Annotated in this window: 14 protein-coding genes and 1 pseudogene; 8 read left to right on the top strand and 7 right to left on the bottom strand. The window is 67.9% G+C overall.

All coding sequences use genetic code 11. The features are described 5' to 3' along the window. Nucleotides 1–36 precede the first annotated feature (36 nt). The 3 genes from AB0D31_RS02685 to rplI are packed head-to-tail and all read left to right on the top strand — an operon-like array spanning nt 37 to nt 1,379. Nucleotides 37–636: a single-stranded DNA-binding protein gene (locus AB0D31_RS02685; RefSeq protein ID WP_362715984.1), complete on the top strand. Its 600-nt coding sequence runs from the start codon at nt 37–39 to the stop codon at nt 634–636. 41 nt (nt 637–677) lie between these two features. Next, complete coding sequence (gene rpsR / locus AB0D31_RS02690; RefSeq protein WP_003956534.1) at nt 678–914, top strand: 30S ribosomal protein S18; 237 nt, start codon at nt 678–680, stop codon at nt 912–914. 18 nt (nt 915–932) lie between these two features. Further along, a complete protein-coding gene (gene rplI, locus AB0D31_RS02695) occupies nt 933–1,379 on the top strand; it encodes a 50S ribosomal protein L9 (protein ID WP_362715987.1) in 447 nt (148 codons plus the stop codon). A gap of 165 nt (nt 1,380–1,544) precedes the next feature. On the opposite strand, the gene AB0D31_RS02700 is transcribed toward rplI, so the two are convergent. Then, a complete protein-coding gene (locus tag AB0D31_RS02700) occupies nt 1,545–2,894 on the bottom strand; it encodes an MATE family efflux transporter (RefSeq protein WP_362715990.1) in 1,350 nt (449 codons plus the stop codon). 423 nt (nt 2,895–3,317) lie between these two features. Between AB0D31_RS02700 and dnaB the strand changes: the two genes are divergently transcribed. Further along, entirely contained in the window at nt 3,318–4,811 is a 1,494-nt protein-coding gene (dnaB, locus tag AB0D31_RS02705; RefSeq protein ID WP_267058334.1) for a replicative DNA helicase, read from the top strand. 264 nt (nt 4,812–5,075) lie between these two features. Here dnaB and AB0D31_RS02710 read toward each other — a convergent pair whose 3' ends face one another. Next, the gene (locus tag AB0D31_RS02710; protein WP_362716267.1) at nt 5,076–5,843 is read right to left on the bottom strand and encodes a dienelactone hydrolase family protein; all 768 of its coding nucleotides are present in this window, start codon (nt 5,841–5,843) and stop codon (nt 5,076–5,078) included. A gap of 138 nt (nt 5,844–5,981) precedes the next feature. Here AB0D31_RS02710 and AB0D31_RS02715 point away from each other — a divergent pair, with 138 nt between their 5' ends. Beyond that, entirely contained in the window at nt 5,982–7,385 is a 1,404-nt protein-coding gene (locus tag AB0D31_RS02715; RefSeq protein WP_362715993.1) for a serine hydrolase domain-containing protein, read from the top strand. 96 nt (nt 7,386–7,481) lie between these two features. On the opposite strand, the gene AB0D31_RS02720 is transcribed toward AB0D31_RS02715, so the two are convergent. Further along, the gene (locus AB0D31_RS02720) at nt 7,482–7,934 is read right to left on the bottom strand and encodes a GNAT family N-acetyltransferase (RefSeq protein WP_362715996.1); all 453 of its coding nucleotides are present in this window, start codon (nt 7,932–7,934) and stop codon (nt 7,482–7,484) included. Nucleotides 7,935–7,958: 24 nt separating this feature from the next. Then, nucleotides 7,959–8,417: a MarR family transcriptional regulator gene (locus AB0D31_RS02725; protein ID WP_362715998.1), complete on the bottom strand. Its 459-nt coding sequence runs from the start codon at nt 8,415–8,417 to the stop codon at nt 7,959–7,961. Nucleotides 8,418–8,554: 137 nt separating this feature from the next. On the opposite strand from AB0D31_RS02725, the gene AB0D31_RS02730 reads away from it, so the two are divergent. Both AB0D31_RS02730 and AB0D31_RS02735 read left to right on the top strand, forming a co-directional pair. After that, nucleotides 8,555–9,766 carry an MFS transporter gene (locus AB0D31_RS02730; RefSeq protein WP_362716001.1) on the top strand — a complete coding sequence of 404 codons (1,212 nt, stop codon included), beginning with the start codon at nt 8,555–8,557 and terminating at the stop codon, nt 9,764–9,766. Nucleotides 9,767–9,778: 12 nt separating this feature from the next. Further along, a pseudogene (locus tag AB0D31_RS02735) lies at nt 9,779–9,895 on the top strand (heme-binding protein); the annotation flags it as partial. A gap of 84 nt (nt 9,896–9,979) precedes the next feature. On the opposite strand, the gene AB0D31_RS02740 reads toward AB0D31_RS02735, so the two are convergent. Both AB0D31_RS02740 and AB0D31_RS02745 read right to left on the bottom strand, forming a co-directional pair. Beyond that, nucleotides 9,980–10,834 (bottom strand): GNAT family N-acetyltransferase, encoded by an 855-nt coding sequence (locus AB0D31_RS02740; protein ID WP_362716004.1) that lies wholly within the window; start codon nt 10,832–10,834, stop codon nt 9,980–9,982. Nucleotides 10,835–10,839: 5 nt separating this feature from the next. Continuing rightward, nucleotides 10,840–11,361: a DUF2269 domain-containing protein gene (locus AB0D31_RS02745; RefSeq protein ID WP_362716007.1), complete on the bottom strand. Its 522-nt coding sequence runs from the start codon at nt 11,359–11,361 to the stop codon at nt 10,840–10,842. 325 nt (nt 11,362–11,686) lie between these two features. On the opposite strand from AB0D31_RS02745, the gene AB0D31_RS02750 reads away from it, so the two are divergent. After that, complete coding sequence (locus tag AB0D31_RS02750; protein WP_362716010.1) at nt 11,687–11,809, top strand: hypothetical protein; 123 nt, start codon at nt 11,687–11,689, stop codon at nt 11,807–11,809. Between the two features lie 32 nt (nt 11,810–11,841). On the opposite strand, the gene AB0D31_RS02755 is transcribed toward AB0D31_RS02750, so the two are convergent. Then, a complete protein-coding gene (locus tag AB0D31_RS02755) occupies nt 11,842–12,324 on the bottom strand; it encodes an NUDIX hydrolase (protein WP_362716013.1) in 483 nt (160 codons plus the stop codon). Nucleotides 12,325–12,350: the final 26 nt, after the last annotated feature.

Raw genomic sequence — 12,350 nt, forward strand, 5'->3', positions numbered from 1 at the left:
AGCAGCCAGCAGCAATCCCCGCCGAGAGGTTCATCCATGGCAGGCGAGACCGTCATCACGGTCGTCGGCAATCTCGTCGACGACCCCGAGCTGCGCTTCACCCCCTCCGGTGCGGCCGTCGCGAAGTTCCGTGTCGCGTCCACTCCCCGCACCTTCGACCGTCAGACCAATGAGTGGAAGGACGGCGAGAGCCTGTTCCTGACCTGCTCGGTTTGGCGTCAGGCGGCGGAGAACGTCGCGGAGTCGCTTCAGCGAGGCATGCGCGTCGTCGTGCAGGGCCGGTTGAGGCAGCGGTCCTATGAGGACCGCGAGGGCGTCAAGCGCACGGTCTACGAGCTGGACGTCGAGGAAGTCGGCCCCAGCCTCAAGAGCGCCACGGCCAAGGTCACCAAGACCACCGGTCGCGGCGGTCAGGGTGGATACGGCGGCGCCGGTCAGCAGCAGGGCGGCGGCGGTGGCTGGGGCGGAGCCCCCAGCGGTGGCCAGCAGGCCGGCGGCGGTGCTCCCGCCGACGACCCGTGGGCCTCCAGCGCGCCGGCCGGCGGCGGACAGCCGCAGCAGGGTGGCAGCAGCGGCGGCGGTGGCGGCTGGGGCGGAAGCTCCGGCGGCGGCTACTCGGACGAGCCGCCCTTCTAGGGCAGCTCAACCCCACTTCTTGATCACACAGGAGAAACACCATGGCGAAGCCGCCTGTGCGCAAGCCTAAGAAGAAGGTCTGCGCTTTCTGCAAGGACAAGACCGTCTACGTGGACTACAAGGACACGAACATGCTGCGGAAGTTCATTTCCGACCGCGGCAAGATCCGTGCCCGCCGCGTGACCGGCAACTGCACGCAGCACCAGCGTGACGTCGCCACGGCCGTCAAGAACAGCCGTGAGATGGCGCTGCTGCCCTACACGTCCACCGCGCGATAAGGGAAGGGTGACCGAAAAATGAAGATCATCCTCACCCACGAGGTCTCTGGCCTCGGCACTGCCGGCGACGTCGTTGACGTCAAGGACGGCTACGCTCGCAACTACCTGGTCCCGCGTGGTTTCGCGATCCGCTGGACCAAGGGTGGCGAGAAGGATGTCGCGCAGATCCGTCGTGCGCGCAAGATCCACGAGATCGCGACCATCGAGCAGGCCAACGAGGTCAAGGCCCGTCTCGAAGGTGTGAAGGTGCGTCTGGCTGTTCGCTCCGGCGACGCCGGCCGTCTCTTCGGCTCCGTCACCCAGGCTGACGTCGCTTCGGCGATCAAGTCGGCGGGTGGCCCGGACGTGGACAAGCGCCGCGTCGAGCTCGGTGCGCCGATCAAGACCCTTGGTGCTCACCAGGTGTCCGTGCGTCTGCACGCCGATGTTGTCGCGAAGCTTGGCGTCGAGGTCGTCGCCGCCTAAGCACCGCACAGCAGAATGGGCCGCACCCCTTGGGGTGCGGCCCATTCTCCGTTTCACGTGAAACAGAGAAGCGGCTCCATGCACGGGCGGGACACGTTTCACGTGAAACGACGCCATCCGTGGAGTGTTGGTGCGTACGCGGTGACGCGGACGCGGTGACGCGGGTCAGCGCGTCGCGCCGGTGACGAGCCAGCGACCGGAACGGGAGCGCCAGGCAAGGGTCAGCATCCGGACCACCATCATCAGGCCCATCGCCCACCACAAGGTGGTCAGGCCGCCGCCCAGCGTCGGAACGAGCAGGGCGACAGGAGCGAAGACGGCCAGGGTCACCAGCATCGCCCAGGCCAGATAGGGGCCGTCTCCCGCGCCCATCAGCACGCCGTCGAGTACGAAGACCACGCCGGCCACCGGCTGGATGACGGCGACCACCAGCAGAGCGGGAAGCAGGGTGTCCTGGACGGTGTGGTCACCGGTGAAGAGCGGAATGAACAGGGGGCGGGCGACCACAACGAGCAGCCCGAGTAGTACTCCGAAGGCGACACCCCACTCGACCATGCGCCGGCAGGCCTGCCGTGCTCCGTGGACGTCATCGGCCCCCAGATAGCGGCCGATGATCGCCTGTCCGGCGATGGCGATCGCATCGAGAGCGAAAGCCATCAGGCTCCAGAGGGACAGGATGATCTGGTGAGCGGCGATGTCGGCGTCGCCCAATCCGGCGGCGACGGCGGTGGCGATCATCAGGACGGCCCGCAGCGAGAGGGTACGGACGAGGAGCGGCACGCCTGCCCGCGCGCTGTTTTTAATGCCCGTTGCGTCGGGCAGCAGGGAGGCGCCGTGGCGCCGGGCGCCACGTACGACCACGGTGAGATAGACGGCCGCCATGCCGAATTGGGCGATGACGGTGCCCCACGCGGATCCGGCGATGCCGAGCCCGGCTCCATAGACGAGCCCGACATTGAGGCCGCCGTTGACGGCGAAGCCACCGATGGCGACGTAGAGAGGCGTCCTGGTGTTCTGCAGCCCACGCAGGATGCCGGTCGAAGCGAGCACGACGAGCATGGCGGGGATGCCGAGGGCGGATATACGGAGATAGGTGGAGGCGTACGGGGCCGCGGTGTCCGAGGCCCCGAAGAGTGCGACCAGCCAGGGAGCGGAGGGTAGGACGGCGACGACGACCAGGGCGCCCAGGAGCAGGGCGAGCCAGATGCCGTCCATGCCCTGACGTATCGCGGCCCGCAGATCGCCGGAGCCGACGCGTCGCGAGACGGCTGCGGTGGTGGCGTACGCGAGGAAGATGAAGACGCTCACGGCGGTGCTGAGCAGGGTCGCTGCAATACCCAAACCGGCCAGTTGCGGGGTGCCGAGGTGACCCACGATGGCGCTGTCGGCCATCACGAAGAGAGGCTCGGCGACGAGCGCGCCGAAGGCGGGAACAGCGAGGGCCACGATCTCGCGATCGTGTCGTCGTCGCATTGGACGCCGGTCGTTCTCCGGTGCCGCGGGAGCCTGTGTCATGCGGTCAATCTAATCTTCCACAGGTAATAGACGCAAGGCATCTCTGATCCTTACTTTACAGTACGGTGGGGGTTCGTGTTCAGGTCATCTGCTCTGATCTTGAGCCAGTCGAGAAAGTTTTTCTCCCCCACAGCCGGTGGACGGAGAACATGCAGGTCAGCATGGCGATGACGGGGTGGCTATGACTTTGTCCACAGTGCTGTCCCCCGGTCCGTGCACAGGTTCCGGAGACTTCTCCACAGCATCCGGTCGTTCGTCCACATGCCCTGTGGATAACCAGATTGGCTGACGCCGCTCGCGGGCCTAACGTGGTCCGGCACCCGACGCGCCGGAACCGGAGTCGGGCATCTCGATTTGTCAGTGTCGTGCCGTAGAAAGAGTGGCACGGCTAGGTCCGCGGAGCGGACGGGAGGAGGTGGCCCGGTGAGCATTCCCGAGCCGTTGGACGAGCCCTGGGCCGATACCGGTCCGAGCGACCGTCTGCCTGTTTCCCGCCAACGCGGCGACAGCGAGGGACGCGGCCGCGGGCGCGGCAGAGGCCGCGACGATCAGCACGACCGAGGCCAGGACGACTGGGACGGCGGCTCCTCCGGCTTCGAGCGCGTACCTCCGCAGGACATCGACGCCGAGCAGTCCGTCCTCGGCGGCATGCTGCTCTCCAAGGACGCCATCGCGGATGTCGTGGAGATCATCAAGGGTCACGACTTCTACAAGCCGGCCCACGAGACCGTCTACACGGCGATCCTCGATCTCTACGCCAAGGGCGAGCCTGCCGACCCCATCACCGTCGCCGCTGAGCTGGTCAAGCGAGGCGAGATCACCCGGGTCGGCGGTGCCTCCTATCTGCACACCCTGGTCCAGTCGGTGCCGACGGCGGCCAACGCCTCCTACTACGCGGAGATCGTCCACGAGCGGGCGGTGCTGCGCCGCCTCGTCGAGGCCGGCACCAAGATCACGCAGATGGGATACGCGGCGGACGGCGATGTCGACGACATCGTCAACTCCGCGCAGGCGGAGATCTACGCGGTCACCGAACAGCGCACCAGCGAGGACTATCTGCCGCTCGGCGACATCATGGAGGGCGCACTCGACGAGATTGAGGCGATCGGCTCGCGCAGTGGCGAGATGACCGGAGTGCCCACGGGATTCACCGACTTCGACTCGCTCACCAACGGGTTGCACCCCGGCCAGATGGTCGTCATCGCCGCTCGTCCCGCCATGGGTAAGTCGACCCTCGCGCTGGACTTCGCTCGCGCCTGTTCCATCAAGCACAACCTGCCGAGTGTGATCTTCTCGCTCGAAATGGGACGCAACGAGATCGCGATGCGTCTGCTGTCGGCCGAGGCCCGGGTCGCCCTCCACCACATGCGCTCCGGCACCATGACCGACGAGGACTGGACCCGCCTGGCCCGCCGCATGCCGGACGTTTCCCAGGCGCCGCTCTACATCGACGACTCACCGAACCTGTCGATGATGGAGATCCGCGCCAAGTGCCGCCGCCTCAAGCAGCGCAACGACCTCCGCCTGGTCGTCATCGACTATCTGCAGCTGATGCAGTCCGGCGGTTCGAAGCGCGCCGAGAGCCGGCAGCAGGAAGTCTCCGACATGTCGCGAAACCTGAAGCTCCTGGCCAAGGAGCTTCAGCTTCCGGTCATCGCGCTCTCGCAGCTGAACCGTGGCCCCGAGCAGCGCACGGACAAGAAGCCGATGGTCTCCGACCTCCGTGAATCCGGCTCCATCGAGCAGGACGCGGACATGGTCATCCTGCTGCACCGTGAGGACGCGTACGAGAAGGAGTCGCCCCGCGCGGGCGAGGCGGACCTGATCGTGGCCAAGCACCGTAACGGCCCCACGGCAACCATCACCGTCGCCTTCCAAGGCCACTACTCGCGCTTCGTGGACATGGCCCAGACCTGAGGCGGCCGCGGGAACCTGCAGCCGGGCAGCCTCAGGCAAGTGCGGGCTGCTGGAATTCCTGGCATCCCACCACGGCCGCACCGTGCTCGTGAACCCCCAGACTTCCTCGATGCCTCCGGGGTGAGGCGTTCGGGGCGTCCTGCCGGCAGGCGGATCGCATCCCGGCCGAGGTGACCGCTCGGCGTTAAGTGGAGGGCTTCTTGGCCTCATCGGTCCTTGAGGTACCTCAGGAGTCGATGCTTCCTGGGCCCCCTCCGGCACGCGTTATGACGACGGTAGATCTTGCTCGTCGTCGGCTGGTGCTTCTAGGGGGAGGCACTCAGTGAGGAGGGCGACGACGTCGCGCCAGGCGCGTTCCGCGTGCTGGGGATGGTGGCCGACGCCGGGGCGTACGGCCTGGTTGACCGGGGGGTGGTGGAAGGCGTGCTGGGCGCCGCCGTAGATCGTGAGGCGCCAGTCCACGCCTGCGCTCTGCATCTCCGCGGCGAACGCTTCCCTCTGCACAGGCGGCATGATGGGATCTTCCGACCCGACGCCGGCCCACACCGGGCAGGTGATGCGCGCGGCCTCGCCGGGGCGGCCCGTGGTGAGAGCGTTGACCGTGCCGATCGCGCGGAACTCGACTCCGTCTCGCCCGAGTTCCAGCAGGATGGCACCGCCCGTGCCGTAGCCGATGGCGGCGATCCGCTGCGTGTCCGTGCGGGGCTCGGTACACAGCACGTCGAGCGCCGCGTGGCCGATCTCCCGCATCCGGTCGGGATCCGCGAGCAGCGGCATCGCGTGCGCCATCATCTCCTCGGGATCGGTGAACCATCGGCCGCCATTGATGTCGAAGGCCAGCGCCACATAGCCGAGTTCGGCCAAAGCGTCGGCGCGGCTACGCTGAAAGTCGTTCAGTCCGGTGCCCTCGGGCCCGACCAGGACGGCAGGCCGGGGGCCGCTCCCGGCCGGGAGCGCCAGGTGTCCGACCATCGTCAGGCCGTCGGCCGGGTACTCCACCGTTCGCGTCGTCACTGTGATCGCCGTTGTCATAGGAGTGGACATACCTGTGGACGGTAGTGATGGGTGCGGCGAGGCGGGACCGTGTTCACGGGCGGCGGAAAGACGTATACGAAGTGTGTCGTCGAAATGAGTTCGACGAGAACGGGAAGCCCGGCTAGACCTTGTCGCATGACTGCTTCCCTCTCCGCCGCATCACCGTCCTCGTTCGAGGAGTTGCTGCCCACTACACGGCGTGCTCTGCTCCACCGCATCGCGGTCGCCCAGTCCGAGGGCAGGGCGCCCTCGCTCGTCGCGGCCGTGGCGAGGGACGGACAGATGGTCTGGTCCGGGGCGCGTTCGTGCGTCGACGGCCCCGGCTCGGATGCCGACGTCCAGTACCGCATCGGCTCCATCACCAAGACGTTCACCGCCGTGCTGGTGATGAGGCTGCGCGACGAGGGGCTGCTCGACCTGGCCGACCCCCTGGAGAAACACCTCCCCGGCACCCGGGCAGGCGGAGCGACAGTCGGGCAACTCCTGTCGCACACTGCCGGCTTGCCCGCTGAGACGCCCGCACCCTGGTGGGAGCGGACGCCAAGCAGTCTTCGGCCCGAGCTCGCCGATGTGCTGGGCGAGCAACCGCAACTGCACCCAACGGGCCGGCTGCACCACTACTCCAACCCGGGCTACACCTTGCTCGGTTCTCTGGTGGAGGCCGTGCGTGGCGTGTCCTGGGAGGAGGCGCTGGGTGCCGAGATCCTGGAGCCGTTGGGGCTCGATCGCACGGGTGCGCAGCCGGTGCATCCGCATGCAGGAGGCTGGGCCGTGCATCCGTGGGCCGATGTCCTGCTGCCCGAACCGTCCGAGGACCTGGGGCTGATGGCGCCCGCCGGTCAGCTGTGGTCCACGGCCCGAGACCTCTGCCGCTTCGCCGTCTTCCTGACCGAGGGAGACGAGCGGGTACTGAGCGCCGAGTCGGTGGCGGAGATGCGTACCCCTGCCGTGGCACCGGAGCCGACCGGCTGGGAGGGCGGGTACGGACTCGGCATACAGCTGACGTATGCCAAGGGACGTGAACTCGCCGGACACACCGGCTCGTTGCCTGGATTCGTTGCGGGTCTCTGGGTGAGTGCGGCAGACGGGGTGGCGGCCGTAGCGCTGGCCAACGCGACGTCAGGCCCGCTGTGCGGCACCCTGGCAGCCGAACTCGTAGGGATCGTGTCCGAGGCCGAGCCGCGCCTTCCGGAGCCCTGGCGCCCCCTCCCGGAGGTGGACGACCGTCTCCTGAGGCTCACCGGGCCCTGGTACTGGGGTACCCATGTCTACGGGCTTCGGCTCACCGCGGACCGGGGCGTGGCGCTGGAACCGCTGCGTGGCAATGGCCGGCCCTCGCGGTTTCGGGCCGCTGCCGATGGCACCTGGATCGGCCTTGATGGCTACCACCGAGGCGAGACGCTCCGAGTGGTCTTGCGTCCGGACGGTTCGGTGAGCCACCTCGACCTGGGGTCGTTCGTCTTCACTCGCGAGCCCTACGGTCCCGACGCGTTGGCGGTACCGGGCGGTGTGGATCCCGAGGGCTGGCGAGGAATCTGACGTTTCACGTGAAACCCGTTGGGCGTTTCACGTGAAACGCCCAACGGAGGCCCTGCCGCCCTTGTTTCACGTGAAACACGGCTTGGGTCCTGGGAGCTAGAGAGGCTTCTTGAACCCCACGTGGGAGGCCTCGAATCCCAAGCGTTCATAGAAGCGGTGGGCGTCGGTGCGGGTGGCATCCGAGGTGAGCTGAACCAGCTGGCATCCCTGTCGCTTCGACTCGTCGACGGCCCATTCGATGAGCTGGGTGCCGAGACCGCTGCCGCGCTCCGCGCCGTGTACCCGTACCCCTTCGATGATCGAGCGCGTGGCGCCGCGCCGGGAAAGGCCGGGGATGACGGTGAGCTGGAGTGTTCCGACGACCACACCGTTCCGGACGGCCACCACTACATGGTGGTTCGGGTCATCGACGAGCCGGTCGAACGCGACGCGGTAAGGCGTCAGGTCGTCGGGTGACTCGCGCTGGGCGCCCAGCGGATCATCCGCGAGCATCGCCACGATCGCCGGGATGTCCTCGGGCTTCGCGGGCCTGATGTCAAGATCGCTCATTGCCCGGAGGATACTCCGGGCCGATCAGGCGGCGATGTGGAGTTCCTCGACCGCGCGGACCAGCGGAGCCAGTTCGGCGTTCTTGGCGGCTTCGTCCAGGGCTTCGCGCAGGGCCCGGTCGTTGGTGGGGCGGGCCGCGGCGAGCAGCGTGAGACCGGCATCGGTGACGTCGGTGTAGATGCCGCGCCGGTCGGTGTCGCAGAGATAGCGGGTCAGGAGGCCGCGGTCCTCGAGCCGGGTGACGAGGCGGGTCGTGGCCGACTGGCTGAGGACGACGGCGTCGGCGACCTGCTTCATCTGGAGGTGGCCGCCTGGGCCGTTGTGCTGGCGGCTGAGGACGTCGAGCAGCGAATACTCGCGCACGCTGAGGTCGTGCCCCGTCTGCAGGGAGCGCTCGATGTGGGCATCGATCTTGCCGTGCAGCAAGGAGAGCGCGCACCAACCCTGGGAGAGGGCGGTGAGTGCTGGATCCATCGCGGTCATGCGTATGTCCTCCGTCCGGAGCGGCTTCTCCTCAGAATAGTCCACGAGTGCAATAGCCCGCGTTTGCAATTAGCCTGCGCTTGCAATTATTGTGGACGCTCGTAAGGGGCTTACGCAACCTCCTGGAAGGTCCTCTCATGCCACTCGCGCTCCTAGCCCTCGCCATCGGGGCCTTCGGTATCGGCACCACAGAGTTCGTGATCATGGGGTTGCTCCCCGAGGTCGCCGGTACCTTCGGGGTCACCATCCCCACCGCCGCCTTCCTGGTCAGCGGCTACGCGGTCGGTGTGATGCTCGGCGCTCCGCTGATGACCATCCTGGGCACGAAGATCTCGCGCAAGCGGATGCTGATGCTGCTGATGGGCCTCTTCATCGTCGGCAACGTGCTGTCGGCGGTCGCACCCGCCTTCGGATTGATGCTGGCCGGGCGGATCGTCGCCTCCCTCGCACACGGCGCCTTCTTCGGGATCGGCTCGGTCGTCGCGGCCGAACTGGTCGCGCCGGAGAAGAAGGCGGGAGCGATCGCCATGATGTTCACCGGTCTGACCGTCGCCAATGTCGTCGGTGTGCCGGCCGGCACGCTCATCGGCCAACAGGCAGGCTGGCGTGCGACCTTCTTCGTCGTCGCTGCGCTCGGGGTGTTGGGCCTTGTCGGGGTGGCCAAACTCGTCCCCGACATGCCGAAGGCCGAGGGCGTACGGCTGCGGCACGAGATCTCCGCGTTCCGAAACGTCCAGGTGCTGCTCGCCATGGCGATGACCGTGCTCGGCTTCGGCGGAGTGTTCGCCGCGATCACCTACATCACACCGATGATGACGGGAGTCGCCGGCTACGCCGACACCTCCGTCACCTGGTTGCTCGTCCTCTTCGGCCTCGGCATGGTCGCCGGGAACCTCATCGGCGGCCGGTTCGCGGACCGCGCTCTGATGCCGATGCTCTACGTATCCCTGTCCGGGCTTGCCGTGGTCCTCGCGCTGTTCACCGTGGCCGCCCACGACAAGCTCGCATCCGCCGTCATGGTCTTCCTCATCGGCGCACTGGGCTTCGCCACCGTGCCCCCGCTGCAGAAGCGGGTGCTCGACCAGGCCGCCGGTGCCCCCACGCTCGCGTCCGCCGTGAACATCGGCGCCTTTAACCTCGGCAACGCGCTGTCCGCGTGGCTCGGCGGCATTGTCATCGCGGCAGGCCTCGGCTACACCGCGCCCAACTGGGTCGGTGCGGCACTCGCGGCGTCCGCTGTCGTACTCGCCTTCGTCTCCAGCGCCCTGGAACGGCGTACGGACACGGGCAGCCATGTCACCGCAGGATCCGTACCCGAGTCGGCCCGGGTCACCGCCGCCCACCACTGAACCAACCACTCAGGCGTCCCCGTCCAGCGCGACGGGCGGCTGATCGGCGCCATCGGCGTGGGTGGCGGAGCCCCCGACCAGGACCACGGGTTTGCGAACACAGCCGTGGAGGCCCTGACCCGGCGTTGATCAGCTCATGCGCCCGTCCTCACGTGCCGTACGGGGCACGGCCTATGAGGGCGGGCGCTCAGCGGTACGCGGGCGCGGCGGGAGCTAGCCCGCCGCTACGGTCAGTGGTGCGAAGCGCCGCGTCCAGTCGCCGGGCAGAGCCGCGATACCGGACGCCATCACCGCGTTGAAGGCGATGGACTCCACACCGGACGCCTTCAGCCAGGCAAGCAGCTCCTCGTGGCGCACGTCCACATCCGTACGCAGCGGGCGGTCCGTGCCGGCCGCGAGCGAGGCGACGAGGGCCTTCGCCGTCTCCGTGTCACGAGCGATCAACGGGCCCACCACCTGTGTGCTCATATTGGGCCAGGCGGCCGCGAAGCCGGTCAGACCGGCCGAGTCCTCCGCGACCCGCAGTTGGTCGCTGAAGGCCGGCAGCCGGGCGATCATGTGCGTGCGGTCCTCGCCGAAGACCTCGGCGTCCAGCCGCAGGATCGCGGGCAGATCGTCGGCGGTCGCCGGGCGGGTAGCCACCGTCGGAGCCGGCCCGGATGCCCGGAAGTGGCCCGAGACCATCTCGGCACGGCCGACGGTCTCGAACCCCAGCTCCTCGTACAACGGGCGGCCGTACGGCGTTGCGTGCAGGGTGAGTGGGGTGCCCCGCAGTTCTCGCAGGACGTCCTGCATCAAACGGCGCCCGACGCCCTGCCGCGCGAAGCGCCGGGCCACCAGGACCATGCCGATGGCGGCCAGACCCGTTCCGTACGACGTGACGACGCAGGCGGTGAGGAGACCCTTGCCGTCCGGGGCGTCGACACCGTAGCCGGTGCCCGCCGAGAGGAGGAGCCCCCATTTACGCTCCTCGCGCGGCCAGCCCCGGTCTTCGGAGAGGTCGGCGCAGGCGACGAGGTCTTCGATGGTGAGACGGCGCACGGGCAGCTCGGCGAGCGGTGAGGGCATAAGGGTCAGGTTGTCGGACGCACCGGTACGGCGTCCACCACTTTCTGCGCCTCCGTCCGGTGCTTCCTGCCCCATCGGGTCAGCCCCCAGGGCTTGAGGACCGAGACGGCCGTCATGAAGAAATAGGCGCTGGAAGAGACGACAGGGGCGGCCACCAGACTGATGTCGGGGACGCCGGCGGCGACCGCGTTGTTGATCTCGGGCCGCAGCGAGAAAGCCGACAGGCAGAGCGTGACCAGCGTGAGCCAGAACTTGATCCAGACCCAGTGATGGCGAGCCACCCCCCACCGGGTGCCCAGCGACAGCACCATGCCGGTCCCCAAGGACGCCAGCGCGATGGGTACCACGAGCCAATCCCCGAACACCTTCATGGCCTGGTATGCGGCCTCGGTCATGGCGGGCGAGTGGGTCGTACAGGCCGTGATGCCGAGAGCGAGCAACCCGATGGTGAGGCCCAGCCAGCTCACCGAGACGGCGACGTGGGCCACCATCCAGCACCTGCGCGCGGGTCGGCGGAGGTGTTTCACGTGAAACGGCGCGCGGCGTGTGTGTCGGGGTGCGAGGAGAGGTGGGTGTTTCACGTGAAACAGGGTGCCGCCGAGAGGCCATGCGGGGCGTCCGACAGGGGAAGTAAGTCGACGTACTGGCCTCGGCGTACAGGGCGAGACTGCATCTCTTCGATCTCGACGGCATGCTCATACGGGGCTCTGCCGTGCCGGTCGAGATACCCGGCAGTTGAGGCTGCTCCAAGAGGTCGGTGGGTTGGAACGGGAGCTGTCGGCCGGTCTGATCGGACCACCTGAGTACGCGGCGCGTGTGCACTCCCTGTGATCCGGCCTCACCGAGGTCCATGTGACGAGCGCCTTCGAGAGCGCGCCCGGGCTCAGCGGGTTCCAGGAGGTCCGGCAGACGATCGGAGAGCGCGGCGACTACTGTGCCGTCATCTCACTCTCGCCGTCCTTCTTCGTGCGCTGAGGAGCCGGCTCCGTGCGCTGAACGGACGGGAGTCAGCCGAGATCGGGTGCGTGCATGGCGCGCACGCCCTCGATGTTGCCGTCCAGGTAGTGCCGGAGGGAGAGCGGGACGAGGTGCACCGAGGCGATCCCGACGCGTGTGAACGGGATACGCACGATCTCGTACTCCCCGCACGGCTCGTCGATCTCGGGACCGTGCCGCAGCGAAGGGTCCATGGAATCGAGGCGGCACACAAAGAAGTGCTGCACCTTCACCCCGGTAGCGCCCCCGTCGGCACCGATGTGTTCGACGGTGTCGACGAAGCACGGCACCACGTCGGTGATCTTCGCGCCGAGTTCCTCGTGCACCTCGCGGTGAAGGGCTTCGACCACAGTGGAGTCCTCGGGCTCGACGCCGCCGCCAGGAGTGAGCCAGTACGGATCCATGCCGGGCTTGGTGCGCTTGATCAGAATCAGGTCGTCGCCGTCGAGCAGAACGGCTCGTGCGGTGCGCTTGACCACTGGACGTACGGTCATGGGAGAAATGTGGCCCGAAGGGACCC

It is taken from the genome of Streptomyces sp. NPDC048361 (assembly GCF_040651795.1).
Taxonomy (GTDB): Bacteria; Actinomycetota; Actinomycetes; order Streptomycetales; family Streptomycetaceae; genus Streptomyces.